Here is a 25428-nt window from a genome sequence, read left to right as displayed (position 1 = left end):
CACTGCTCAGACCTTTTGCCACTGGCTGGAATTTGCTGCGCTGGATTCCACTGCTGCGAGGACCCGCTGCACCTGCAGGGCGTCCGCGAAGGACGGTTCCGGCTGGCGGCCTTCACCGATGGCGGTGACGAGGTCCACCACCTGGTGGGTGAACCCGTGCTCGTACCCCAGGCCGTGCCCGGTGGGCCACCAGTTGCCGACGTAGGGGTGCTCAGGTTCGGTGACGAAGATCCGGCGGAAGCCGGCGTCCGGGGATTCGGCGGCGTCGTAAAAGGACAGGACGTTCATGTCCTCGAAGTCGAAGGCCAGGGATCCTCTGGTGCCGTTGACCTCCAGGCGCATGGCGTTCTTCCTGCCCAGGGCGTACCGCGTTGCCTCGAAGACGCCGATCGCACCCGCCGAAGCGCCGCCGTCGAACTTCGCGCTGAAGATGGCCGCATCATCTACGGTGACCTTTCCGCGCGCGGCGTCGCTGCTGAGGTCGCCGTGCCCGCCGAGGCCCACCAGGTCGCCGGCCAGGGGGCGCTCGGGAACAAACGTCTCCAGCAGCGCAGACACGCCACTGATGTTCTGGCCCGTGACCCACTGCGCGGCGTCGATGCTGTGTGCTCCGATGTCGCCCAGCGAACCGGAGCCGGACTTGCTCTTGTCCAGCCGCCAGGTCATGGGGGCGTTGGCGTCGGTGAGCCAGTCCTGCAGGTACTGGGCGCGCACGTGCCGGATTTCGCCCAGCCTGCCCTGGTCCACGAACCGCTTGGCCAGGGCCAGCGCAGGGGTGCGGCGGTAGCTGAAGCCGCACATGGAGAAGACACCGTTCTTTGCGGCGGTCTCCGCGGCGTGCGTCATCCTTTCGGCCTCCTCCACGGAGTTGGCCAGCGGCTTCTCGCACAGCACGTGCTTGCCCGCTTCGAGGGCGGCAACGGCAATTTCGGCGTGCGTGTTGCCGGGCGTGCAGATGTCGATGAGGTCGATGTCGTCGCGTTCGATCAGGCGCCGCCAGTCGGTCTCAACCGAGTCCCAGCCGAGCTTGTCTGCTGCGGCGCGGACGCCGTCGGCGTTCCTGCCGGCCACAGCGGTCAGCTGTGGCTGCAGGGGCAGGTCGAAGAACCGCGGCGCGGTGCGCCAGGCGTGGGAGTGGGCTGCACCCATGAAGGCGTAGCCCACCATGCCGACCCGCAGGGGTTGTGCGGTGGTCATGTCGAAAGGTCCTTTCTGTAAATCCCGGTGTTACTTGCTGAAGCCGGCGGTCAGGCCTGCCAGCAGCTGGCGCCGGCCGATGACGTACAGCACCAGGATGGGCAGGGTGCTGAGCACCACGGAGGCGAGCACGGCCGGGATGTTGACGCTGAACTCACCCTGGAAGGTCCACAGGCCCAGGGGCAGGACCCGCAGGCCGGGGCTTTGGGTGAGGACCAGCGGAAGCAGGAATCCGTTCCAGACGTGCAGGCCGTTGTAGATGGCAACGGTCACGATGGCCGGGCGGGTGAGGGGCAAGGCGAGCCGCCACATGGTCTGCCACTCGCTGCACCCGTCCAGCCTCATGGACTCGAACAGTTCGTTCGGGACGTCGCGGATGAAGTTGGACAGGATCAGCACTGTCAGCGGGATGGCAAAGGCTATGGACGGCAGCATCAGGGCCAGCAGGCTGTCATACAGATTGAGCCGGATGATCATCAGGTAGATGGGGATGATCGTGGCCTGCAGCGGAATGGCCAGGCCCATGAGGAACATGCCGTTGACCAGCTTCAGGAACCTGCCGCCGCCCCGGACGATGGCGAACGAGGCCATGAAGGAAATCAGCACGGTGGGGATCACGGAACCGAGCGTGACGATGGCGCTGTTCATGAAGTACTGGGCGAAATCCGCCTCGAGGACCAGTTGGTAGTTCTCCAGCGTTGGCTCCGTGGGCAGGGCCAGTGGATTCTGGCCGAAGTAGCCGGCCTGCGTTTTGAGGCTGGTGATCACCACGTAGTAGATCGGCAGGATGATGATGGCCAGCCAAAGCCAGCCGCCCAGGCCGCCGGGGATGTTGAGCCGCCTCAGCCGCTGACCCATTCCCCGGCTGGTGGCCGCGGAGCCGCCGAGCGAAGCGGTCCGGGCCTCCTGCGCATTGCTTTTCAGGACGGTACTCACCCTACAAACCTTCCAATTGGCTGCCCTGCTTGTCCTTGCCTCCAAGGCGCTGGAGGAACAAGGCAAGTGCAAGGCCGATGATGACGAGAATGACGGCGATGACGCTGGCCGGGCCCATGAGGTTGGCGCGGAAACCCCTCAGGTACATGTCCAGGGCCAGGATCCGGGTGGAGTTGCCCGGTCCGCCGCCGGTCAGGACGAAGATCAGGTCGAAGTAGGTCAAGGAACCCACCACCATCAGCGTGGAGGAAGTGATGATGGTGTACTTCAACTGCGGCAGGGTGATGTGGAAGAACTGCTTGATGGTTCCGGCCCCGTCGATCTGGGCTGCCTCGTAGAGGGACTTCGGGATCTGCCGCACGCCACCTTGGTAGATGAGCGTGTGGAACGGCACGAACTGCCAGGCGATGACGAAAATGACCAGGCCGAGGGCGAGCTGCGGGACACCCAGCCAGTCCTGCGCCAAGAATGGAAGCCCAAGGCCGGTTGCCAAGCCGAAGTTGGGATCCAGCAAGGCCTTGAAGGCAATGGCCACCGCAGCGGATGAGAGCAGCAGCGGGAGGAAGTACAGCACGGCCAGGGCGGCCCGGTAGCGCTGGCTTCCCGCCGTGAAGACGCCCAGCAGGAGGCTGATGGGAGTCTGCACGAGCCATGAGACGATCATGATCAGGAAGGTCAGGCCCAGGGCGTTGTACAGCCCGGGATCAGCGAGGACGGAGAACCAGTTGTCCAGGCCCGCCGCCCCGATGGCACCGATGCCGTCCCAGCTGGTGAAGCTGAGGATGAGCACTCCGGCCAGCGGGATGACGGCGAACACCAGGAAGAAAAACAGCGCAGGAATCGTCAGCCACGCCAGGGCGGCCTTGCGCTGTTCAGTGTGCTGGGAGTCAGTGCCCCTGACGGCAGCCTTGGGCGCGGCGGAGACGGCGTTACTCATTTGCCCAGGGTGGCATTCATGTTCTCGGCAAACTGCTGGGGCGTGATCGACTTCAGGAAGAGCTGGTCGATGTTGTTCAGCAGGGCCTCCGCGGCGGTGGGGCTCAGAGCCTGGTCCCAGGACTGCTGGAAGTTCGGGGCATTCTTGGCCAGGTCGTAGACGAAGTTCAGGAACTCCTTGTCCGGCGACGTGTTGAGCTTGTCCTCGATGCCGTTGACGATGGGCACTGAACCGGAGTTGATGTAAGCCTCGACAACCGTGTCGGTCAGGATGCCGTCCTTGAAGAACTTCTTGGCGGACTCCTTTTCCTTGTCGCTGGCCTTGGAGGAGATCGACATGTACGAGGCGGGGTTACCCACGCCGTTCTTCGGATCGCCCTTGCCGCCGGCGACGGTGGGGAAGTGGACAAAGCCCAGTTTCCCGTCCTGCACGAAGTTCTGGCCGGCCTTCTTCATGGCGCCGTAGGTCCACGAACCGTGGAGCATCATGGCTGCCTTGCCCGAGAACAGCAGGGCCTGGTCTGCCTGGGAGTCTGCGGTGATGGAGGAGAAGCCCTTGATGAAGCCGTCGGCGGAGACGAGTTCCTGGATCTTGGTGCCGGTCTCGATTACAGCCGGGTCCAGCCAGGCATTGGGCTTGCCCTCGAAGATGCCCTTGAAAACCTCAGCGCCGCCAATGCGGTCCAGCAGGTACTCCAGCCACATCATGGAGGTCCAGCGGGACTGTCCGCCCAGGGAGAAGGGTGCAACGCCCATGCCATTGAACGTCTTGACGAGCGACATGATGTCATCCCACGTCTTGGGCGGCTGGACGCCGGCCTTCTGGAAGAGCTCCTTGTTATAGAACAGGACGATCGGGGCCACGTACTGGTTGGGCAGGGCGTAGATTTTGCCGTTGACGGTGGCTGCACCGAACGAGGACGGGAAGAGCTTCTTCTTCAGGTCGGGGTTCTGGTCGAACCAGGCGGTCAGGTCCTCAACCTGGTTGGCTTCCGCGTAGGTCTTCAGGCCACCGCCGCCCCAGCCGTAGATGATGGTGGGCGCCTGGTTGGCGCCGATGGCGGTCTTGATCTTGGTCTTGTACGCGTCGTTCTGGAAAAAGGTGACAGTGATCTTGTCGGCCGGGTTGGCCGAGTTGAAGGCATCTACGGCCTTCTGCATGGTGGTCTGGTTCGGCTCGCCGGTCAGGTACCACATGCTGGCGCCGCCGCCGCCACTGCTGGCCGCGCCCGGCCCGGAAGTGCCGCAGGCCGAGGTGGCGGCCACCGCAAAGGGAGTCAGCGCAGCAAGGGCGAGGAAAGAGCGGCGCGAGGTCTGGGGTTGCTTCATTGCTTCTCCATGTGAATTCTGCTGTCGAGGATGCGGGTGACAGCTCCGACCCTTAGTTCGAAACATTTCGAACAGTGATTTAAGTCACGCTGTAAACTAAAACCCCAAAAAGGCCTGCGGTCAAGGGGGATCGTAGAGGATATTTTGCAGCTCTCGCGGCCTTCTGGGCTTTCCTTGACCCGCCATGCCCGGGTTCTGCACAATGGAGCTTCCTCGAACTTCGAAAGATTGCGAACTGATGACGACAAAATCGCCGGAGCGAACCAAACCAACGCTCGCCAGTGTCGCCAGGCAGGCGGGGGTTTCGGCGCCGACGGTCTCGAAAGTGGTGAACGGCCGTGACGACGTCGCCCCGGAAACACGGGCCCGGATCCTGGCGGTGTTGGAGCAGGCGGGTTATCAGTCACCTCTTCAGCGACGGGCCGCTGCCGAAAACGGAACTGTGGTTGAGGTAGTCATCGATGTCCTGGACTCCGCCTACACCATCGAGGTCCTCAACGGCATCCTGCAGTCCGCCGCCGCTGCCGACGTCGAAATCCTTGTCAGCGTGACCGGCCAGTCCGTCCCCGGCCGGCGCAGCCCGGAACGCCGCGCCCAGAGGATGATGGAAGAGGGCCGGACGGGGATGATCGTGGTCACGTCGGCCTTCAGCGAAGCGCAACTGCACGCTTTCCGCCGGCGCCAGATTCCCGTCGTCGTCATTGATCCGCTCAATCCGCCGTCCGCCGACGTCGTCAGTGTGGGCGCCACCAACTGGGCCGGCGGCAAGGCGGCGACCGAACACCTGCTGGGGCTTGGCCACCGCCGTATCGCCTACATCGGCGGCATCGAGGGCTCTGAATGCAACCAGGCCCGGCTTCACGGGTACATGGCCGCGCTTATGGCCCAGGGCATCAAGGTGGACCCGCAGTACATCGTGTCCGGTGGCCGGTTCCGGACCGAGAGCGGGGTCAACGGGTTCAGGGAGCTGCTAAAACTTGACCGCCTCCCCACGGCCATCTTCGCCGGCAGCGACACGATTGCCTTGGGTGTCCTCAGCGAAGCACGGCGTCATGGGATCCGGATTCCCGAAGACATCAGCCTGATCGGTTTTGACGGCACAAGCCAGGGTGAACAGTCGGTTCCCTCCCTGAGTTCAGTCGCCCAGCCGCTGGAGGAGATGGGGCGGGCTGCCCTGAGGTCCCTGCTGCGGCAGGCTCGGGGGGAAGTCCTCGATTCCCACCGCGTTGAGCTGGCCACGCAGGTCATTGTCCGCGAATCTACCGCCCCGCCGGCTGGCTGAACTTTCCGTTTGGCGGTGGCCATGCCATCAAAGAGAGACGTCAACGCATGAAAATCACGAACCTCGACACCGTGGTCGTCGACTTCTACAGAACGAACCTCGTTTTCGTCCGGCTGAGTACCGACTCGGGCTTCACCGGCGTTGCTGAGGCCACCCTCGAGGGCCAGGAGCACGCGGTGCGCGGCGCCGTTGCCGTGCTCGCAGACGCCGTCCGCGGCAAGGATCCCACGAGGATCAGTCAAACGATCTACGAACTGAATAGGGATGCCTACTGGCGGGGTGGGCCCGTGTCGTCGACAGCGCTTAGTGCACTTGAGATGGCGATGTGGGATGTTTCGGCCCGCGCTCTGGGCGTGCCTGTCCATCGGATGCTCGGTGGACAGGTTCGGGACAGGGTCCGCGCCTACGCCAACGGCTGGTTCTCCGGAGCAAAGACGCCTGATGAATTTGCCGAGGCAGCGGTACATACAGTTGCACAAGGCTTCCGCGGACTGAAATGGGATCCGTTCGAGGCGGCAGACCTTACTTTGGGGCCAGGTGACCTTCGGCGCATGCTTGAGCCCGTGGCCGCTGTGCGGGAGGCCGTGGGAGACGATGTGGAGCTCTTCATCGAAGGGCATGGCCGGTTCGACGTCCCCACCGCCATCCGGGTAGCCCGCGGGATCGAACAGTTCCAGCCGGTATTTTTCGAAGAACCCTGCCCGCCGGACAGCCTTGATGCGCTTATTGAGGTCCGTTCCAAATCCCCTGTTGCGATCGCCGCGGGAGAGCGCTGGATGGGACGGAACACCTTCATTCCCGCCCTGGCAGGCAAGGCAGTGGACTACATCCAGCCCGATGTCACGCACGCCGGCGGCCTGCTGGAACTTTCGTTCATCTCCACGCTTGCCGCGGCGCATTACGTCCCGTTCGCACCGCACAACCCGAGTGGGCCACTCAGTACGGCGGCAACTCTGCAGTTGGGCGCTGCGCTGCCGAACTTCCGGTACCTGGAGATCATGGCAACGGACGTGCCTTGGCGCAGTGAGATCTCCAGCGAACGGCTCCAGCTGACGGAGGAGGGCGACATTCTTATCCCCGAAGGCGTCGGCCTGGGCATCGAACTCGACTTCGAGGCCATAGCGGAGCATCCCTACACTCCGCACCCCATGCGGATCTTCAATGACGCGGTTGCCGACATCCGGCCGCCGGATGCGCGGTCCTACTTCAACCTTGAGCCTGTGACGGCGAACCCGGCGGCGGGTCACGGGACGGCAAGTCCTTTGCGCTGACTTGGCGGGCATTCGCCGCTCGAGCATCGGCAGCGGAAGACAGCAACACCCGCGATCGTTGATTCCACCAGGCATGAGGGCAAGTACCTGAGCCTGACCTTTGATGACGGCCCCGACCCGGTCAACACGCCCAAGCTCCTGGCTGTTCTGCAGAAGCACCACGTCAAAGCCACCTTTTGCCTTTGGGGCGACCATGTAAAGCAGCACCCGGAAATTGTCCGCATGATTGCCGACCAGGGCCACACGCTCTGCAACCACACCATGCATCACGACGACATGGGCCTCTGGAACACCGAGGCCATCAGGGCGGATCTTGAGGAAACCAGCGCGGTCGTCCGCGACGCCGTCCCCCGTGCTGACATTAATTACTTCCGGGCGCCATACGGCAGCTGGGGCCGGACGCCTGAGGTAGCGGCCGGGATGGGCATGCAACCCCTCGGCTGGGCCACGGCGATCGGCGACTGGGAACCGCCGGGAACTGCGGAGCTGGTCCGCCGCCTGCGGGAAGGCATCACCCCTGGGGGAGTTGTCCTGCTTCACGACGGCGGCGGGGACCGGACGCAGACCATAGAGGCGGTTGACCAGATCATTCCGGAGCTAAAGTCCGAGGGGTGGCGCTTTGACAGGCCTGCCCGCCGCGGTTAGGCCCCACCAGGGCCCCGTGGTCAATTGAGCCTGGCTCCGGCCCTCCGGCTCAGTGGATCCTCTGCCGCTTCCCGGCACGGCCCCACAGACCCGCGCCGCACCAAGGTGGCCGTGAACTGTGCGGGGGCGGCAGGTGGCTGCCCTTCCATCTGCCGGATCAGTGCCTTGGCCGCGGCCACGCCCATGTTGTAGACGGGCTGCGCGATGACGGTAAGGGGCGGGGTGGTGAGCCTGGTCCAGGCAAAGTCGTCGTACATCAGGAATGAAACATCCGCTGGAATGGACAGGCCGAGCTCCTGGATTGCCTCCACCACGCTGAGGGCGATCAGGCCGTCTGAAGCCACCACGGCAGTGGCCTGGTCCGGGCCGCGGAGCACTTCACGGGTGATGCTGCGGATGGAGTCCTCGTCGCCGGCGTTCAGCCTGACAAGGTCCTCCGGGAAGGGCAGCCCGGACTCCAGGAACGCTTGCCGCATTCCCTCAATGCGGTCGGCTATCTGGGATGACTCGAGGGTCATCCCCGGCGTATAGGGAGCGTCCGTCCGCAACGTCGAAATAAAGGCGATCCGCCGGTGTCCGGCGTCGAGCAGGTACTGGGTCGCTTCCCGCGAAATCCTTGCCATGTCAACGGCCATGGTCTCCACCGGCATGTCCCCGGCGGTGCGGTCGATGAAGACCAGGGGCCGTCCGGACCGGTGCACCTCCTGGAGGTGTCCGGTGTCCACGGATGACGCCGGGGCCACGATGAGCCCGTCCACGCGCTTGTCCAATAGGACCCGGACGGCGTCCACCTCCGCAGCACGGTCCTCGTCGGTATTGACCAGGATGACGTTGTAGCCGGCCTTCTTTGCGGTGTCGGTGATCCCGCGTGTGGCAAGCCCGAAGTGCGGGTTTTCGATATCGCCCACCACGACGCCGATGGTGTGCGACTTCCCGGTATTCATGCTCCGGGCAAGCTCATTGGGCCGGTACGAAAGCTCCTCCGCGGCGGCAAGGACGCGCTCACGCACGTCATCGCTGACGGCGCCGTAATTGCCGAGGGCGCGCGCGGCCTGCGCCTTGGAGACCCGGGCAGCCTTTGCGACGTCGGCAACGGTTACGTCCCGCCGCCTCGCTCCTTCAGCCTTCATCTTCACCTTTCGAAGGGGTTGTTGACGGCCCCTGTGACTTCCGCTACATTTCTATCCATCGATGTGAGTCCGGTCTCAATCCTACGGGGTGAGACCGGACTCAACAAGAACATCGGCGACTTTCTTCGGCGGCCCTGACAGCACCGCCTCCCCACCAACGATTGGACAACGCTGTGAAGAAAAAGAATTTCCGCCCGGCAGGAATTGCCGCGGCAGCACTGGCCGCCGTACTGGCGCTTTCGGGCTGCAGCTCAACCTCCGCGGCCTCCACCACGGAGAACAACCCGTACGGCCTGATCCAGCCGGGCACCATCCGGGTGGCCAGCCTCGGTGACTCCAAGCCGTACACATTCGCCGACGCCTCGGGTAACTTCACCGGCTTCGACGTCGAACTCTTCAAGGACGTGGCCCACCGGGCCGGCGTGGACAATGTCGTCTTCACCGGCCAGGACTTCTCAGGTCTCCTTGCGGCAGTTGCCAACGGACAGTTCGACGCCGGCGTCGCGGCGATCGGCATCACGGACAAGCGCAAGGAAACCGTGGACTTCTCGGACGGCTACCTCGCGGGGTACCTGACGGTCATCACCACCAAGACCTCGGGCATCACGAGCGCCGACGGGCTGGCCGGAAAGCGCCTGGGCGTAGTCCAGGGCACCCTCCAGGAGGCCTACGCGGTGAAGAACTTCACGTCCGCCAGCCTGGTCCGCTTCCCGGACAACAACACCGCCATCGCGGCGGTCAACAGTGGAACAGTTGACGCCCACTTCCTCGACTACGAGGCAGCCAAGGCCTATGAGGAGCAGCACGGCCTGGTCAGCGCCGCGGACATCCCGTCCTTCGACGCACCCGCCGGCTTCGCTGTTGCCAAGGGCAAGACCGCGTTCAGGGAAGCCCTGAACAAGGGACTCGCCGCAGCCATGGAGGACGGCACGTGGAAGAAGCTCTACCAGAAGTGGTTCCCGGGCTCCCCGATGCCTGAGCAGTACCTGCCCAAGGCCGAGCAGACGGCCTCGCCCGCGCCGAGCAAGTAAGCCGGCAAGTAAGCCCGGCACGTAAACCTTCGGGCGCAAAGCCGGGCGGGCTGCACTGCGCGCCCGCCCGGCACTCCCTAACCCACAACGTCTGAGAGCAACCATGGACTGGCTCAACACCATCATCCGTACCTTCTTCGACTTCGGCGCGATGGCCGAGGTCCTGCCCCAACTCCTGGCGGTCGGCCTGCTGAACACGCTGATCATCTCCATCGCCGCCACCGTCCTTGGCACGGTGCTCGGTATGGTGGTGGCCGTCATGGGCATCTCCCCGTCCAAATGGCTGCGGGTACCGGCCCGCATCTACACCGACCTCTTCCGCGGCCTGCCCGCCATCCTCACCATCCTGCTGATCGGCCAGGGCTTCGCCCGCCTCAGCCAGTCAATCTTCGGCCCGTCGCCCTACCCTCTGGGGATCATCGCCCTGAGCCTGATCGCCAGCGCCTACATCGGCGAAATCTTCCGCGCCGGCATCCTCAGCGTGGACAAGGGCCAGGGCGAAGCCTGCCGTGCGCTGGGCATGAGCTACGCCAAGTCCATGGCGCTGGTGGTGGTGCCGCAGGGTGTCCGCCGGGTGCTTCCGGCCCTGGTGAACCAGTTCATCGCCATCGTCAAGGACTCCTCGCTGGTCTACTTCTTGGGCCTGCTGGTCACGGAACGCGAACTCTTCCGCGTAGGCCAGGATGCCGCCGTCCTCTCCGGCAACCTCTCGCCCCTGGTGGCCGCCGGCGTCCTTTACCTGGTGATCACCGTCCCGCTGACCCATCTCGTGAACCACTTCGACAACAAGTTCCGCACCGGCCGCCGCCGCCCCGCACCGCCCACCAGCGGCCTGAAGGAAGTCAAGGAACTGGACGCGGCCTCGCCGCTGACCACCGGGAGCAACACATGAACACGCCAGCCACCACCACGAACACCACCAGCCCGGACCAAAAGACGTTCCACGGCTCGTCCCTGGAACTGCGCAACCTCACCATGGCCTACGGCGACATCAAGGTACTGCGCAACGTGAGCCTTACCGTGGCACCGGGCACCACCACCTGCATCATCGGCCCCTCGGGATCCGGAAAATCCACCCTGCTCCGCGGCATCAACCGGCTGCACGAACCTCAAAGCGGCGATGTGCTTCTGGCCGGCGAAAGCACCCTGGGCGCCAACCCGGACACCCTGCGGACCCGGATCGGCATGGTCTTCCAGCATTTCAACCTCTTCCCCGACCACACCGCCGAAGAAAACGTCGCCCTGGCACTCTGGAGCGTCAAGGGAATGCCCAAGGCCCAGGCCATGGACAAGGCGCGCCAACGCCTGGCCGAGGTAGGACTCGCCGAACGCGCCGACCACCGCCCCCGCGACCTGTCCGGCGGCCAGCAGCAACGCGTCGCCATCGCCCGGGCACTGGCCATGGAGCCGGAAGTGATGCTCTTCGACGAGGCCACCAGCGCCCTGGACCCCGAGTTGGTCAAAGGCGTCCTGAACCTCATGGCAGGCCTCGGTGCGCGCGGCATGACCATGGTGGTGGTCACGCACGAGATGGGCTTCGCCCGCAAAGTCGCCGACCAGGTGGTCTTCATGGACGAAGGCGAAGTCGTCGAAGCCGGCACCCCCGCCCAACTCTTCGACAACCCCCGCAGCGAACGCCTCCAGCGCTTCCTCTCCGAGGTGCTCTGATGGGAACCGTCGCAGCCGCACCCCTCCGGACCGCCGTCGTCGGCTTTGGGATCTCCGGCAAGGTCTTCCACGCGCCGCTGATCGCCGCCAACCCGGAGTTCTCGCTGGACGTGATCGTCACGGCCCGGCCCGAGCGCGCCGCGGAGGCGGCACGGCTCTACCCGCAGGCACGGATTGTCGGGACCCCTGAGGAACTTTTCGCCCTCGCCGGGGACCTCGACCTGGTCATCCTCGGCACCCCGCCCCACACCCACTACGGGCTTGCGGCCACTGCCATCGCCCACGGCCTGCACGTGGTGGTGGACAAGCCTTTCGTGCCCACAACCGCCCTGGGCGAGGAGCTGGTCAGCAGGGCGTCCGACGGCGGGGTGCAGCTCACGGTGTTCCAGAACCGCCGGTGGGATGCCGACTTCCTGACCCTCCAAAAAGTCCTGGCCTCCGGTGCCCTCGGGGACGTCCGGAGCTTCGAATCGCGGTTCGAATGGTGGCGGCCGGAAGGCTTCGGCAACTGGCGGGATACGGTGTCCCTCGCCGAAGGCGGTGGCATCCTCAATGACCTTGGTGCCCACCTGATCGACCAGGCCATCCAGCTGTTCGGCCCGGTGGAACGGAGCTACGGCGAGACGGCCAACCGCGGTCCCCACCCGGACGCGGCCGACACCGAGGCGTTCGTGTCACTGCTGCACGAGTCGGGTGTCCGCTCCCGGCTGTGGATGAACGGGATGGCCGCCCAGGTGGGCCCGCGCTTCCACGTCCTCGGCTCCGAGGCCGGGTACACCAAGTGGGGACTGGACGGCCAGGAACCTGCCCTCGCAGCCGGGATACCGCCGTCGGACCCTGCGTACGGCGTGGACTCCCAGGAGCGTTGGGGGCTCCTGGGAGTGGACGGCAGCACTGCGCCCGTACCCGCCGAACGCGGCGACTACCCGAAGTTCTACGTGCAGCTGGCCGCCGCCCTCCGCGGGAACGGCCCGCTGCCCGTCGACCCCGCCGGGCCGCTCGAGGTGCTGAAGGTCATCGAAGGCATCCACGCCCTGGCCTGACGCCCCGCCCGGGATCTTTTTCCGAAGGGCGCACCGTTTGCGCCCGAACCCACCCATCTTCCAGAGAAAGAGACGAACCATGTCCTCTGCAGCACCTGCCAAGCGTGTCGCCGTCATTGGCGGCGGCATCCTGGGCGTTTCCACCGCCGTGCACCTGCTCCGCGAGGGAGCCTCCGTGATCCTGCTGACTGAGCGCGGCCTGGCCAGCGAAGCCAGCGGGCGCTCGCTGTCCTGGCTCAACTCGGCAGGTGAGCGGTCCGCCCCGTACCACCAGCTCCGGGTTGCAGGCGTGGACCGCTACCGCACGCTCTTCGCCTCCGATCCCAGCCGGGAATGGCTCCAGTTCGGCGGCGGCCTCATGTGGAACGCCGCGGGCCAAAGTGAAGCCACCAAGGCACGGCACGCCTTTGAGAAGTCGATTGGCTATGACTCCAGGCTGCTTGCCCCTGAAGACATCACCTCAGCCACCCCCGGTATTGATTCCAGCGCCGTCCCGGAGAACGCCATCTTCAACCCGGGCGAAGGCTGGGTCAGCCTGCCGGACCTGATCGACTTCCTGATGGAGGAGTTCCACGCCCGCGGCGGCGAACTCGTGCTCAACGCCGGAAAGGCCTCCGTCATGGTGGAGGGCGGCCGCACGGCGGGCGTGGAGACCGCGTCCGGCGGAACCTACCCGGCCGACGCCGTCCTGGTGGCCTGCGGCGCAGCGACGCCCGCCGTCGTCGAGCCCCTGGGTGTACGCATCCCCAATGGTTCCCCCGTGTCCATGCTGGTGGTGACCAAGCAGGTGCAGCATGACGTGACGGCGGTGATGAACACGCCGCGCGCCGCGCTCCGGCCCAACCCGGGCGGCACGTTCGCACTGGACCACGACTGGTATGAGGAGCACATCACCGAGCACGCGGACGGCTCCTTCAGCATCCCGGACGAGGTGGTGCAGGAACTGGCGGACGAGGCTTCCAAGCTGGTGGCCGGCAACCCGGAACTCAAGCCGGCCTCCTGGAAGATGGGCTACAAGCCGATCCCCGGCGACGGCGAACCGGTCCTGGGCGAGCTGGGCCAGGTGCCCGGCTGCTTCGTTGCCTTCACGCACTCCGGCGCCACCCTGGGCCTCATCGCCGGCGAACTCCTTGCCGGCGAGATCCTGACCGGCAGGAAGCACCCCATGCTGGCCACCTTCCGGCCCGGGCGCTTCTCCTAGCCCGCACGGTAAAGGCGGGACCGCGCACTCCGGTCCCGCCTTTAACGTGCCGCCCGTCGCTTAGGCGCCGAGGTGACCGGTGAGCCCGGCGGTGGAAGCCGGTGCTGCGCTCGTCGAGGCCTTCGATGCTCACCGTGGCCCCGTGGCTTCCGTATTTCGTTTCGATGGAGTCGAGGGCGGCGACCGTTGAGGCGTCCCAGATCTGGGCGCGGCTGAGGTCGATCGTCACCGAGCGGGGGTCGTCGGCGTACGCGAAATGCTCGACGAGGTCGTTGCTGCTTCCGAAGAACAGCGGCCCCACCACCTGGTAGCGCACGCTTTCACCGTCGGCTGCCAAGGTCCGGTCAACGGTGATCACATGCGCCACCCGGCGTGCGAACAGCACCATCGCGAGGACGACGCCGACCAGGACTCCGTAGGCGAGGTTTCCCGTGAGGACCACGACGGCGACCGTGACGGCCATGACGAGCGTCTCCGGCAGGGGCATCCGCTTCAGGGTGGACGGCTTCACGCTGTGCCAGTCGACGGTGGTCACGGCGACCACCATCATGACCGCGGCCAGGGCCACCATGGGGATCTGGCCCATGATCGAGCTGAGCCCCGTCACCAGGACCAGCAGGAACAGCCCGGCCACGACCGTCGAAAGGCGGGTGCGGGCCTGGCCGGTCTTCACGTTGAGGACGGTCTGGCCGATCATGGCGCAGCCGGCGATGCCGCCGTAGAAGCCGGCGAAGATGTTCGAGACTCCCAGGGCCCAGGACTCGCGGCCCTTGTGGGACGGCGTGTCGGTGATGTCGTCCACGAGTTTGGCCGTCAGGAGCGTTTCCATGAGGCCGACGAACGCCACGCTCAGCGCGGTGGGCAGGATCAGCTGGAAGGTGGCGGGGTCAAGCGGAACCAGGAACGGGGTGATGCCAGGCATCCTGCCCGTGAGCGGGCCCTCATCCGCGACGTTGGGAACGGACAGCCCGGCGATGATGGTGATGGCCGTGACGACGACGATCGCAACCAGCGGCGACGGAACCACCCTGGTGAAGCGCGGCAGGATGAAGATGATCGCCAGCGTGGCAGCGAACAGGGCGTAGGCGAGCCAGGGGACGTTGAGCACGTGCGGCACCTGCGCCACGAAGATCAGCACGCCCAGGGCGTTGACGAACCCGATCATCACCGAGCGCGGGATAAACCGCATGAGGCGGGCAAGGCCGGCACATCCGAAAACCACCTGGATCACGCCGGCAAGGAGCACCGTAGGCAGGACATACTCGACGCCGTGTTCGTGCACGAGCGGGGCGATGACGAGGGCCACGGAGCCGGCGGCGGCAGTCACCACGCCCGGCCGTCCGCCAAGGACCGACATCGCCAGGGCCAGCACGATGGAGGCGACAAGGCTCACCATCGGATCCACCCCGGCCACGATCGAGAACGAAATGACTTCCGGGACCAGGGCGAGGGTGGTCACCAGCCCGGCGAAGACCTCGCGGGAAAGCTGCCGGGGAGAGCGCAGTGCGGTCAGGACGGTGATGGGCTGCCGGACGGGGCGGGGACGGTCGGCGACGGCCATGGAGCGGCTCCAGGGACTTGGCTCTGGCGGGAAGAGCGGTGGGCAAGGTGATTGCGCGCCACGATGCGCACGTGTCCAGCCCTGCCATGGAAGGCAATTGGGTGGAGAAAGAATGCAGCGGAGACTCCTGCTTGCACAGGCAACATTACCCTGACGCGGCATCGTGCCGGCCGCGGCCCCCGGCAGCTGGAAAGCCGGCTGATAAAATGGCCGGGTTGCGCAGGGCGGCCGGGTGCTGGTCCAGCCAGCGCCGTATCAACGTAGGGGACCAGACGAACATCATGACGGCAGGCGGGTCACACCTCGGGACTTCGGAGAGCCAGGCCGGCGTGCCGGGACAACCCTCCGGAACCGGCAAGCGCCGCGCCTACGTTGCCGTCATCGAAGGTTTTATCGGCTCCCTGATGATGTTCATCGGCTCCATCGGAACCGGCTGGATCGCCAACGGCTCGCCCATGATCCGCCAGCCGGTTGTGATCGCGCTCCGCACCGAAGGCTGGGGCGTGGCCGTGTCCACCGTCCTGCTGACGGCAGGCGCCATGCTGCTCATCCGTTCCTGGCTGCGTCTTGGCCAGCGGCTGGGGGACTGGGGAGCGTCGTCGCTGCGCAACGTGGTGGTCGCCATTTCCGCCTGGTCCCTGCCGCTGGTGTTCTGCGTCCCCGTCTTCTCCCGCGATGTCTATGCCTATACAGGCCAGGGCCGGCTGGTGATGGAGGGCCAGGACCCGTACCACGTGGGCATCTCCACCCTGAGCAACTGGTTCTCGCTGGGCGCGGACCCCGCCTGGGCCGAGGCGAGGACGCCGTACGGGCCGTACTTCCTCTGGCTGGCGCGGGCGGTGGTCGGGATCACCGGCGCCCAGCCAGACGCCTCCGTACTGCTGTTCCGCCTCCTGGCCGGAATCGGCGTCCTCCTCTGCGTCATCTATATCCCCAAGCTGGCGGAACTGCACGGCATCAACGGCGCACGGGCACTGTGGATCTCCGTGGCCAACCCGCTGTTCCTGATCAGCTTCATCGCCAGCGCGCACAACGACGCACTCATGGTGGGCCTCGCCGTCGCCGGCGTCTACCTCGCCGCCACGCGCCGCCACCTGCTCGGCATCCTCCTGGTCACGGCGTCCATCGGCATCAAACCCATCACCGTGCTGCTGCTGCCGTTCATCGGCCTCATGTGGGCGGGCCCGTCGGCCTCCTGGCTGCGCAGGTTCCTGATGTGGGGTGCGACGGCGGGAATCAGCTTCGGCGTCCTGGCGCTCAGCGGAGTGCCGTACAACCTGGGCATGGGCTGGACCTGGGCGATCATGGACCCGACCCCCGGATACACGGGCTATTCGCCCTCAGGGTTCCTGGGCCAGCAGGTGGAGGTCCTGGCCAACGCCCTGGGCCTGCCCGGCGGGACCCTTGCCACGTGGCTGCGGACCGGCATGAAGTGGACTGCCATCGGGCTGGTGCTGCTGCTGATGTTCCGCGGCGACTACTCCCGCGTGGTGCGCCGCATGGCGTTGGCGTTCACCGCCGTCGTGATGCTTTCACCCATCATCCAGCCCTGGTACATCCTGTGGTTCCTGCCGTTCCTGGCCGTGACCGGGATCCGGGATGACTGGCAGATCCGGTCGCTGTACGTGGGTGTGACGTTCTTCGTGGTGTTCGGAGCCCAGGACCAGCTCTCCGTCTGGTCCTTCGTGGAATTGCCCGTGGACGCGTCCTCCCTGGCGTTCTTCACCGCCCTGGCCTTCACGTTCTACCTTCTGGTCCTGGACGTGCACACGCGCAAGCTGCTCATCGAGGGCAAGCCGCTGGACCTGGCCCGCCGGGGCTGGCGCTGGGCAGCGGAACACACCGCAGCCCGCCGGGCAGATGCGGCGCGCCGCGCTGATGCCGCACGGTCCGCCGTCGACCGCTCCGAAAGCCGCTAGGCTCCCGCCGGCACCTGCGCCGGCGCCTTCCGGCCCAGCTCCGCCGTCCGCTTCACCGACCACCAGAGCAGCACCACCAGCAGGACATTGCGCGTGGTGAGGATGGCGGCCATGACCGGGTGGGCGTGGATCAGCGGGGTGTAGAACAGCGGGTAGATCACGAACGTGGTCACCGCGATGCCCATGAGCAGGGCCGCCGGGACCTTCCAGCGTTCCCAGTCGTGCGTGAGGCCTGCAATGATCACCGGCGCGAGCCAGATGATGAACTGCGGCGAGCCCACCTTGTTGAACACGATGAACGCGGTGACCATCATCAGCGCACCTTCGAGGAAGAGTTCCTCGCGCTCGGCGCCGCGGCGCATCGCCCGGAACAGCAGGATGGCGGCAACGGCGGCGGCGAGGACCAGCAGCGGCTGCATGAGGAACGCCGCGGTGCCGGCCCCGGGCCCGTAGACCTCGGTGGAGTTGATGGCCGTGTTGTCCGCCATCTTCGAGCCGGCGATGTGGAATACGCTCAGCCACACCCAGGGGGTGGAGAACGTGGCTTCGAGCTGCATCCCCCGCTCGCCCTGGTTCAGCAGGAAGTCCATGATGTGCGGCAGGCCGCCGGACAGCCACGTGCCCAGGGCCACGACGGCGGTGACGGCCGCGCCGGCGAGCACCACCTGGATCCGCCTGTGGCTGGCAATGACGATGGGCACCAGGACCGCGGCGGGCCACACCTTGATCCAGGTGGCGATGCTCAGCAGGGTGCCGGCCACCACGGGCCGCTCGGCCGCGTACAGCAGCGCGATCAGCACGATGGGGGCGGTGATGCCCTCCACCCGGGCAAAGCTGAGGTAGCCCATGAAGACCGTGAAGAACAGCCACCACCAGGCCGGGGCAATGCCCGCCACCTTCCGGGGCCCACGGGTCAGGTAGAGCAGGCCGACGGCGTTGAGCGCCGTAATGATCAGGAACCACACCAGCAGGTACAGGCTTGGTCCGGCGATATTCGCGAGGAAGATCGGGATTTGGGCCAGCACCGGGTAGACCCAGGGGCTGATCTTGCCGGTCAGGTCCGCCGGGTTGTAGCCGGCCATGGCCCACTGCCGGTACTGCTCGGTGTCGCTGAACGTGTCGCCGTTCAGGAAGAAGGAGGCCATCCAGCCCAGGAAGTACAGATGGACGACGGCGAAGCCCCACCACACGCTGGATGGGCGGGCAAACCAGTCCACCACTTTTGCCGGGAGGAGTTTGGTGCGGACCGTCACCAGGCGGTCAAAGAACCTCGTGGAAATCTTAGGACTCCTTGAGCGCAGGGGCGGGTGCGGCGGTCTTCTTGCCCAGCGAGTACAGGCGCCGGACGCTCCACAGGAACAACACCACCAGCAGGACGTTGCGGATGGTCAGCACCAGCGCCATCCAGGGGTTGTTGTGGCTGAGGGCGTCGTAGAAGAGGGGGTAGATGAAGTACGTGGCCACGGCGATGGCGATCAGCATCAGCGCCGGTACGCGCCATTCGCGCCAGCTGTGCGCCAGGCCGACTGCCACGGCGGGGCCCAGCCACACCATGAACTGGGGGGAACCCACCTTGTTGAAGACGACGAAGGCGGCGGCCAGGGCGAGGGCGCCGGCCAGGAGCAGCTCGGTCCGGTCCACCCCGCCGGCCACCTTGTGCTGCTTGCCGTTGTGGAGGGCCCAGAAGGCCAGGCCTGCCACCACCAGGGCGGCCAGGACCAGGAGCGGCTGCATCAGCACGGACATGGTGGCGGTGCCGGGCCCGTCCACCTGCATGGAGTTGATGTCCGTGTTCATGTACATCCGGGAGCCGCCCACGTTCAGGACGGAAAGCCAGAGCCAGGGGGTGGTGAAGGTCGCTTCGAGCTGCATCCCGCGGTCGCCCTGCTGGGTGAGGAAGTTCAGCAGTTTGGGGACGCTGCCCAGTGCCGCTGCCAGCGCGACGACGCCCGCCGTCGTCGCGATTCCTGCCAGCACCACCAGCAGCCGGTTCTTTACGACGGCGAAGAGGGCCAGCATGATGGCCGCAGGCCAGACCTTCACCCACGTGCCGATGGCCAGCAGCACGGAGGCGATGAAGGGGCGTCCCACGCCGTAGGCCAGGGCCACCAGGACCAGCGGGGCGGTCAGGCCGTCCACGCGGGCGAATCCCAGCCAGCCCATCAGGAAGGTGAACGCAAGCCACCACCAGCCGGCGGGGATGGCGCTGGCATTCCGGCCGCGTTCTGTCAGCTTCAGCAGCGCCCAGCCGTTGAGGAGGGTGGTCATGAGGACCCAGAGGAAGAAGAACGGCCCCGGACCGCCAAGACCGGCGATGGCCATCGGGATCAGCGCCAGGATGGGGTAGACCCAGGGACTGGGGCCGCCCCGCAGGTTGGCGTCGTTGAAGCCGGCCATGGCCCAGTCGCGGTAGATGAAGGTGTCGCTGAAGGCCTCCCCGCGCAGGGAGAGCGACGCGGCAAAGATAAGGAAGACGAGGTGCACCACGATGAAGCCGCCCAGCAGGCCGCGTCCGGTGTTCAGTGCGGCACGCACCTTGGCCGGGAGGATGACGTTGCGGATCCGGGTCAGATTGCCGAAGAAAGCGTCGGTGGAGATGGCGGAATCCTTGTCAGGTCGTTGCACAGTCAGCGGGCGCGCAAATGGCTTGGGTCATGCCGCGAAGGCGGGTCTTGGGGGCTTTGGAGGCCCTGAAAAACCGGCTTCCGCTCCCGTTCAACTCTAATTGACGGCACCTTCCCGCCAGTAATTGTCAGGACAAAAAGGTCTCCCCGTGCGCTGACCTGCGGTTTTTATCTAAAGTTGCTGGCCGTTAAATGCTCAGGCACCATGGTCCGAGGCACCAAGGTGCCTCACCGCCTAAGCAGCCAGGGGGAGCGCGTGGCGGCGTACTGCCCACCTAACCCCTGAAAGAAACAAGGCAAGACCCATGAATTTTCCGCTGACCCTTACCGTGTCCGACCGCCAGAGCATGGACAGCGAGCTTGAGGCCGCCGTCTCCGCCGCCAAGGCCCACGCCCTGATCAGCAAGCGCCACGGCATCCTGGTGACCCGCCACGGCGCGAACGAGTTCACGGTGGACCTCAGCGACGCTGTGCCCTTCGGCCTCACCCGCGAACACCAGGCCTGGTAGGCCCTGCTCCGGGCCTAACTGCCGGAGCCGTCGCCTTCCCCGGACACACGTCCGCTGCGCTGTTGCAGCCGGTCGATGTGCTTTGATGCCTCAGCCTTGCTGAGGTCCGCGGGAAGTTCCTCCCCTGCCTCCCGGGCCAGCGTATCGAGGTAGCTGCGCTGTGCCGCCGTCATCGGTTCATCACCGGTCACCCAGTCTTCAGGGTCGCGGTTGAGCCCTGCGTCCGGCTCAGGGGTAGGGCTGCCGAGTGTTTCCTGGTTGTTGTCGCTCATCCCACGAGTCTAGGACGGACCTCCGACATTCCGCAGAGCTGTCCGGGCAGGCGCGGACGCGCCCACCCGGACAGCCCGGGCCTCACTTCATGGACTTCTCTGCGGGCGGCAGCCCGTCGTGGCTGCCCGCCCTGCGCCACAAGGGCTGCAGCGACTCAAGTTCCTCTGCGGTGGCATTCCGGAACGGCGGAACTGCGGGCGCCGGCGGCTCGGGGCGGCTGCCAGTGCGCCGCGTGGCGAGAAGGCTCGCCCCAATGGAAATACCCAGGATTGCCGTGATCACGGCGAGGGAAACCGGCGTCGGGATGTAGTAGACGTCAATCTTCAGCGCCATTTTTACGCCGACCCAGATCAGCACCAGCGCCAGGCCGGCTTTCAAGTACACGAAGCGGTGGATGAGGTCGGCCAGCAGGAAATACATCGCGCGCAGTCCGAGGATCGCGAACGCGTTGGCGGTGAAGACCAGGAAGACCTCGTCCGTGACGGCGAAGATGGCCGGAATCGAGTCGACGGCAAAGATGATGTCCGTGACCTCCACCAGCACCAGGACCGCCAACAGGGGAGTGGCCAGCAGTGCGCCGTTCTTCCGGATGAGGAAACGCTGGCCGTGGAAAGCGTCCGTCATGGGGACGTGGCGCCGGAACAGCTGCAAGGCCCGTGATTTCGCCGGGTCGATGTGCTCGTCCCGCTGCCTGAGCATCCGGTACCCGGTGAACAGCAGGAACGCCGCGAACAGGTACAGGACCCAGCCGGTGCTGGCGATGATGGCCGCACCGGCCGCGATGAACAGGCCGCGGAACACCAGCGCCCCCAGCACGCCGAAGAAGAGGACCCTGTGCTGGTACTCGCGGGGGACGGCAAAGAACGTGAAGATGATGGCCCAAACAAAGACGTTGTCCACGGCGAGCGACTTCTCGATAAGGTATCCGGCGAAATACTGCTGCCCGAATTCAGCGCCATAGAGGATCCAGACAAGGCCGCCGAAAGCGACTCCGAACAGCACCCAGACTGCGGACCATGCTGCGGCCTCGCGGACGGTGATGACGTGTGCGCGCCGGTGGGCGACAAGGTCGACGGCGAGCATCAGGAGGATGAATCCGATGACCGCGAACCACATCCAAAGGGGAACGTTCAAGGGGCACCTGCTTCCAGTCAGTGACTACCAACTGGAGGTCTCTCCCGGCCATCGACTGGCCCGCCCACCGGAAGGCTCAGGGGCCTCCGTACTGACGATGGGCTGGAGTGGGGATACTCCCCTCCGTATCAATAGGGTACAGAATCTTCCGTGCCTTGGGGAGTGGGAAAGGGGCAAAAGCTTGCGGGATAGCGCGTGCCGTTGACGTAACGCACATCACCTTCTATATTTAGTGAATCGATTCAAGAGCTGAGGCTCCAGGCCTCCCGGGCCACATGGGGCGCAGACACAGCCAGGAACACTTGCTGAATCCAGCGGTTCCGGTTCCTTGCCAATGAAGACGAAGGACACAAGCACATGAGCACCACCACAACCCGCGTCCCGGCCAGCCAGGAAGCCGGCACCGGTTCGCGGGATCCGAGGAAGGCTGCGATGAGCGGCTGGATCGGCAGCGCCCTCGAGTACTACGACTTCGCGCTGTATTCGCTGGCCGCGACGCTGATCTTTCCCGCAATCTTCTTCCCGTCCGAGAATCCGACGGTCGGAATCATCGCCTCCCTGGCCACCTACGCCGTCGGCTATGTCTCCCGGCCGGTCGGCGCCGTCGTCCTGGGTGCCTACGGCGACCGGCACGGGCGCAAGAAGGTGCTCGTGTTCGCCATGCTCCTGATGGGCTTTGCCACCTTCGCAGTCGGGCTCCTACCCACCTACGGGCAGGTGGGCATTCTCGCCCCCGCACTCCTGGTGATCCTCCGCCTGATCCAGGGCTTCGCCGTTGCCGGCGAGCTCGGCGGGGCCAGCGCCATGATCGTCGAGCACTCTCCCGACGCCAGGCGCGGCTTCTTTGCGAGCTTCAGCCTGCAGGGCACCCAGGTGGGCTCGATCCTGGCCACCACCGTCCTGCTGCCGCTCGCTGCCGTACTCCCGGCCGAGCAGTTCGGCGCCTGGGGCTGGCGCATCCCGTTCCTGCTCAGCGCGGCCGTGATCCTGGCCGGGTACTTCATCCGGCGCCGGGTGCAGGAACCGCCCGCCTACGTGGCGCAGTCCGGAACCGCCGATACCACCCGCCGCTTCCCGCTCGTGGACCTCCTGCGCACCCGCCCCGGAGTCCTGGTCCGGTGCATCCTCATGACCTTCACCAACGTGATCGGCATGGCCACCCTGATCTTCGGCGTCTCCTACGCCACCCAGAAGGGCTACGGCAACGGCTTCTCCAGCAGTGAGTTCCTCTGGGTGACCCTGGTGGCCAATATCGCGGCCGTCGTGACCATCCCCCTGTTTGGGGCACTGTCCGACAGGATCGGCCGGCGCACGCTCATGGCTGGCGGTGGCGTCGTAGGCGGCCTGCTGGTGGGCGGGTACCTGTGGGCCATCGAGCAGGGAAGCCTGCCGCTCGTCTTCGCCTGCGTCGTGGTGGTGCAGGGCATCTTCTTCCAGATGTGGAACGCCACCTTCGCCACCTTCTTCCAGGAGCAGTTCCCCATGCGGATCCGGGTGACCGGCTTCGCGGTGTCGCAGAACATCGGACTGATGATCGCGTCGTTCTTCCCGAGTATCTTTACCGCGATCGCACCTCCGGGTTCCACCAACGTTCCACTGACCATCGGCCTGGCGACGCTCGGCATTTGCCTCGTCTCCGCGGTGGCCACCCTGACGTCCCCGGACACCAGGGGCAAGTCGCTGGAGGACCTCGAGCTGCAGAAGGCGCGGACCGGCGCCCAGCGCGGACTCCAATAGAGACACAAAGGGAGGGTCAGCAGTTCAAACTTGAACCGCTGACCCTCCCTTTGCGTGCCGCTGCACCCGCGGAACGGGCATTACTTGTATAGATGTATACAAGTATGATGGCTGGCGGAGGTATTGCATGCCAGACGCACCCGCCCGGAACACCGGCGCCCACTTTGTCTACGCCGAACTGAAGCGGCAGATCCTGAACCTGGAACTGAAGCCGGGAGAGCGGATCTACGAGCCTGCCATGGCGGCGGCGCTGCAGGTCAGCCGCACGCCGCTGCGCGAGGCCATCCGGCGGCTCATCTCGGAGGGCCTCCTGGAACAGCAGCCCACGGGCGGGGTGCTGGTGCCTGGGCTGGATGAGGCGGCGATCTCAGAACTTTACGAGGTCCGGGCAGCGATGGAAGCCCTCATGGCCGGCAACGCCTGCGTGAAGGCGACGCCGGACGATATCGAGGCCCTCCGCGGCATCCTGGAGCGCAACGCAGCCATGGTGAAATTCGCTGACGATGCGATGCACCAAGGTATGGCGCTGCATGCAAAGATCGCCGCCATCGCCGGAAACTCCTGGGCGCGGCGCTTCCACGGCCAGATCTCCAGCCACATGGAGCGTTACCGGCACTTCACCAACAGCACTCAGGAACGCAGGGACCAGGCGCTGGCCCAGCACCGGGCCCTGGTCGAAGCGCTGGCCGGCGACGACCCGGACAAAGCCGCCAAGCTGGCTTTCGACCACGTCATGGGCGCCCGCGATGCCGCGGTCCGTGCCATGTCCGGCAACACCGCAGCCGGTGACACCGTGGCCAGCCCGTGATCGGTGAACTCGGGCGCCCCTCGGCCACTGCCCTCCTGGTCCATTCCGCCCTGATCCAGGCCGTCACCTTCCTGGTCCGGCCCGCCGCCACCTACCGCGCCCTCGAACTGGACGTCCCCGGATTCGCCCTCGGCCTGCTGGCGGCCAGCTATGCCGTCTTCCCCCTGTTGCTCGCCGTCCCCACGGGCGGCCTGGTGGACCGCCTGGGTGAGCGCAGGCTGATGGCGACCGGGTCCGCCGTCGTCCTTGCCTGCTCTGCCTTCCTGCTGCTCTGGGGCTCGTCGATCGCCGCCCTGGTCATCGGGACGGCGCTGCTGGGCGCCGGGCAGCTGGCGTGCGTGGTGGGGCAGCAGGCGGTGGTGGCCAACAATTCGGGTGCGGGCCGGATGGACTCCTCCTTCGGATACCTGACCTTCGCCGCCTCCCTGGGGCAGGCCCTCGGTCCGCTGGCGATTTCGATGGTGGGAGGGGCCTCTGTCCGTCCCGATACGCAGGCGATCTTCCTGCTCTCCGTCATCATGGGCCTGGTGCTCTTCGCCACCACCTTCCTTGTATCGGCCCAGGTCAGCGGCGGGAAACGAAACGCAGTTTCGGCCGGCAGCAACGGCAGCGCGGTGTCGCTGCTGAAGGCTCCCGGCGTCGCCCGGGCACTCGCCACCAGCGCCACGGTCCTGGCCGTGGTCGACCTGACCATGGTCTACCTCCCCGCGCTCGGAGCCGACCGCGGGCTCACCGCGGCAACGGTCGGCGCCATGTTGACCGTCCGCGCCGTCTTCTCGATGGTTTCCCGGCTCCTGCTGGGCCGGGTTTCCCGCAGGATCGGCCGGATGAGGCTGCTGGTGGCGAGCCTTGCCCTGTCCACGGTGGCACTGGCCGCGGCAGCGATCCCCATGCCGGCGTGGCTGCTGTTCGTGGTCATGGCCGTACTCGGGCTGGGACTTGGCATCGGCCAGCCCCTGACCATGTCCTGGCTTTCCGCGCAGGCCCCCGCCGGGCAGCGCGGACGGGCACTTGCCCTCCGGCTCGCCGGGAACCGCGTGGGCCAGGTGGTCCTGCCCAGCGCCATCGGAGTCGTGGCGGCAGGGCTCGGTGCGGGCGGTGTATTCCTGGCCTCTGCGGCCGTGGTGTGCGGGACGCTCCTGCTGCTCCGCGGCGTGCAGCTGGACTGACGGCGCCGTTGGGCCAGTCCTGCCA

Annotated in this window: 23 protein-coding genes; 13 read left to right on the top strand and 10 right to left on the bottom strand. The window is 66.1% G+C overall.

The genetic code is table 11. The features are described 5' to 3' along the window. Positions 1 to 6 precede the first annotated feature (6 nt). The 4 genes from AC2JAJ_RS07710 to AC2JAJ_RS07695 are packed head-to-tail and all read right to left on the bottom strand — an operon-like array spanning position 7 to position 4398. Positions 7 to 1197: a Gfo/Idh/MocA family protein gene (locus tag AC2JAJ_RS07710; RefSeq protein WP_486416286.1), complete on the bottom strand. Its 1191-nt coding sequence runs from the start codon at positions 1195 to 1197 to the stop codon at positions 7 to 9. A 30-nt stretch (positions 1198 to 1227) separates the two neighbouring features. Then, a complete protein-coding gene (locus tag AC2JAJ_RS07705; protein WP_486416287.1) occupies positions 1228 to 2133 on the bottom strand; it encodes a carbohydrate ABC transporter permease in 906 nt (301 codons plus the stop codon). A 1-nt stretch (position 2134) separates the two neighbouring features. Continuing rightward, positions 2135 to 3070: a carbohydrate ABC transporter permease gene (locus AC2JAJ_RS07700; RefSeq protein ID WP_486416288.1), complete on the bottom strand. Its 936-nt coding sequence runs from the start codon at positions 3068 to 3070 to the stop codon at positions 2135 to 2137. Next, positions 3067 to 4398, bottom strand: a complete 1332-nt coding sequence (locus AC2JAJ_RS07695; RefSeq protein WP_486416289.1) for an extracellular solute-binding protein — start codon at positions 4396 to 4398, stop codon at positions 3067 to 3069. Before AC2JAJ_RS07695 ends, AC2JAJ_RS07700 begins: the two co-directional genes overlap by 4 nt. Positions 4399 to 4636: 238 nt before the next feature. Here AC2JAJ_RS07695 and AC2JAJ_RS07690 point away from each other — a divergent pair, with 238 nt between their 5' ends. The 3 genes from AC2JAJ_RS07690 to AC2JAJ_RS07680 are packed head-to-tail and all read left to right on the top strand — an operon-like array spanning position 4637 to position 7596. Beyond that, positions 4637 to 5680, top strand: coding sequence for a LacI family DNA-binding transcriptional regulator (locus AC2JAJ_RS07690; RefSeq protein ID WP_221384482.1), 1044 nt, complete (start codon positions 4637 to 4639; stop codon positions 5678 to 5680). A gap of 47 nt (positions 5681 to 5727) precedes the next feature. Further along, positions 5728 to 6951: a mandelate racemase/muconate lactonizing enzyme family protein gene (locus AC2JAJ_RS07685; RefSeq protein ID WP_486416290.1), complete on the top strand. Its 1224-nt coding sequence runs from the start codon at positions 5728 to 5730 to the stop codon at positions 6949 to 6951. A gap of 54 nt (positions 6952 to 7005) precedes the next feature. Beyond that, positions 7006 to 7596 carry a polysaccharide deacetylase family protein gene (locus tag AC2JAJ_RS07680; RefSeq protein ID WP_486416721.1) on the top strand — a complete coding sequence of 197 codons (591 nt, stop codon included), beginning with the start codon at positions 7006 to 7008 and terminating at the stop codon, positions 7594 to 7596. Between the two features lie 20 nt (positions 7597 to 7616). On the opposite strand, the gene AC2JAJ_RS07675 is transcribed toward AC2JAJ_RS07680, so the two are convergent. Beyond that, a complete protein-coding gene (locus AC2JAJ_RS07675; RefSeq protein ID WP_486416291.1) occupies positions 7617 to 8726 on the bottom strand; it encodes a LacI family DNA-binding transcriptional regulator in 1110 nt (369 codons plus the stop codon). A 173-nt stretch (positions 8727 to 8899) separates the two neighbouring features. Here AC2JAJ_RS07675 and AC2JAJ_RS07670 point away from each other — a divergent pair, with 173 nt between their 5' ends. The 5 genes from AC2JAJ_RS07670 to AC2JAJ_RS07650 all read left to right on the top strand — a co-directional run bounded on the left by AC2JAJ_RS07670 (position 8900) and on the right by AC2JAJ_RS07650 (position 13669). Then, positions 8900 to 9757 carry an ABC transporter substrate-binding protein gene (locus AC2JAJ_RS07670; protein ID WP_473694350.1) on the top strand — a complete coding sequence of 286 codons (858 nt, stop codon included), beginning with the start codon at positions 8900 to 8902 and terminating at the stop codon, positions 9755 to 9757. A gap of 103 nt (positions 9758 to 9860) precedes the next feature. After that, complete coding sequence (locus AC2JAJ_RS07665; RefSeq protein ID WP_221384486.1) at positions 9861 to 10649, top strand: amino acid ABC transporter permease; 789 nt, start codon at positions 9861 to 9863, stop codon at positions 10647 to 10649. Further along, on the top strand, positions 10646 to 11425 hold the full coding sequence (locus tag AC2JAJ_RS07660) for an amino acid ABC transporter ATP-binding protein (RefSeq protein WP_308287827.1): 780 nt from the start codon (positions 10646 to 10648) through the stop codon (positions 11423 to 11425). Before AC2JAJ_RS07665 ends, AC2JAJ_RS07660 begins: the two co-directional genes overlap by 4 nt. Further along, the gene (locus AC2JAJ_RS07655; protein WP_486416292.1) at positions 11425 to 12468 is read left to right on the top strand and encodes a Gfo/Idh/MocA family protein; all 1044 of its coding nucleotides are present in this window, start codon (positions 11425 to 11427) and stop codon (positions 12466 to 12468) included. Before AC2JAJ_RS07660 ends, AC2JAJ_RS07655 begins: the two co-directional genes overlap by 1 nt. 79 nt (positions 12469 to 12547) lie before the next feature. Further along, a complete protein-coding gene (locus AC2JAJ_RS07650) occupies positions 12548 to 13669 on the top strand; it encodes an NAD(P)/FAD-dependent oxidoreductase (protein ID WP_221384488.1) in 1122 nt (373 codons plus the stop codon). Here the strand turns inward: AC2JAJ_RS07650 and AC2JAJ_RS07645 are convergent. Continuing rightward, the gene (locus AC2JAJ_RS07645) at positions 13581 to 15230 is read right to left on the bottom strand and encodes a SulP family inorganic anion transporter (protein WP_501053436.1); all 1650 of its coding nucleotides are present in this window, start codon (positions 15228 to 15230) and stop codon (positions 13581 to 13583) included. The genes AC2JAJ_RS07650 and AC2JAJ_RS07645 overlap by 89 nt on opposite strands. Positions 15231 to 15511: 281 nt before the next feature. On the opposite strand from AC2JAJ_RS07645, the gene mptB reads away from it, so the two are divergent. After that, complete coding sequence (mptB, locus tag AC2JAJ_RS07640) at positions 15512 to 17149, top strand: polyprenol phosphomannose-dependent alpha 1,6 mannosyltransferase MptB (RefSeq protein ID WP_221384490.1); 1638 nt, start codon at positions 15512 to 15514, stop codon at positions 17147 to 17149. Here mptB and AC2JAJ_RS07635 read toward each other — a convergent pair. After that, the gene (locus AC2JAJ_RS07635; protein ID WP_486416294.1) at positions 17146 to 18402 is read right to left on the bottom strand and encodes a glycosyltransferase 87 family protein; all 1257 of its coding nucleotides are present in this window, start codon (positions 18400 to 18402) and stop codon (positions 17146 to 17148) included. The two genes, mptB and AC2JAJ_RS07635, sit on opposite strands and share 4 nt — an antisense overlap. 28 nt (positions 18403 to 18430) lie before the next feature. Then, positions 18431 to 19774, bottom strand: a complete 1344-nt coding sequence (locus AC2JAJ_RS07630) for a glycosyltransferase family 87 protein (RefSeq protein ID WP_486416295.1) — start codon at positions 19772 to 19774, stop codon at positions 18431 to 18433. Positions 19775 to 20078: 304 nt separating this feature from the next. Here AC2JAJ_RS07630 and AC2JAJ_RS07625 point away from each other — a divergent pair, with 304 nt between their 5' ends. Further along, positions 20079 to 20282, top strand: a complete 204-nt coding sequence (locus AC2JAJ_RS07625; RefSeq protein WP_221384492.1) for a hypothetical protein — start codon at positions 20079 to 20081, stop codon at positions 20280 to 20282. Between the two features lie 14 nt (positions 20283 to 20296). Here the strand turns inward: AC2JAJ_RS07625 and AC2JAJ_RS07620 are convergent, their stop codons facing one another. Continuing rightward, positions 20297 to 20554 (bottom strand): DUF3072 domain-containing protein, encoded by a 258-nt coding sequence (locus AC2JAJ_RS07620; RefSeq protein ID WP_486416296.1) that lies wholly within the window; start codon positions 20552 to 20554, stop codon positions 20297 to 20299. Positions 20555 to 20636: 82 nt separating this feature from the next. Further along, the gene (locus AC2JAJ_RS07615) at positions 20637 to 21689 is read right to left on the bottom strand and encodes a TerC family protein (RefSeq protein WP_486416297.1); all 1053 of its coding nucleotides are present in this window, start codon (positions 21687 to 21689) and stop codon (positions 20637 to 20639) included. 357 nt (positions 21690 to 22046) lie between these two features. Here AC2JAJ_RS07615 and AC2JAJ_RS07610 point away from each other — a divergent pair, with 357 nt between their 5' ends. The 3 genes from AC2JAJ_RS07610 (at position 22047) to AC2JAJ_RS07600 (ending at position 25403) form a co-directional block, all read left to right on the top strand. Continuing rightward, positions 22047 to 23426 carry an MFS transporter gene (locus AC2JAJ_RS07610; protein ID WP_486416298.1) on the top strand — a complete coding sequence of 460 codons (1380 nt, stop codon included), beginning with the start codon at positions 22047 to 22049 and terminating at the stop codon, positions 23424 to 23426. A 127-nt stretch (positions 23427 to 23553) separates the two neighbouring features. Continuing rightward, positions 23554 to 24234 carry a GntR family transcriptional regulator gene (locus tag AC2JAJ_RS07605; protein ID WP_486416299.1) on the top strand — a complete coding sequence of 227 codons (681 nt, stop codon included), beginning with the start codon at positions 23554 to 23556 and terminating at the stop codon, positions 24232 to 24234. Continuing rightward, positions 24231 to 25403 (top strand): MFS transporter, encoded by a 1173-nt coding sequence (locus AC2JAJ_RS07600; RefSeq protein ID WP_486416300.1) that lies wholly within the window; start codon positions 24231 to 24233, stop codon positions 25401 to 25403. The genes AC2JAJ_RS07605 and AC2JAJ_RS07600 overlap by 4 nt, the downstream gene beginning before the upstream one ends. Positions 25404 to 25428 lie beyond the last annotated feature (25 nt).

This window comes from Arthrobacter sp. MOO21 (assembly GCF_057369995.2).
Note: the sequence above shows the minus strand (reverse complement) of the source record. Positions and strands in the feature narration are given on the sequence as shown.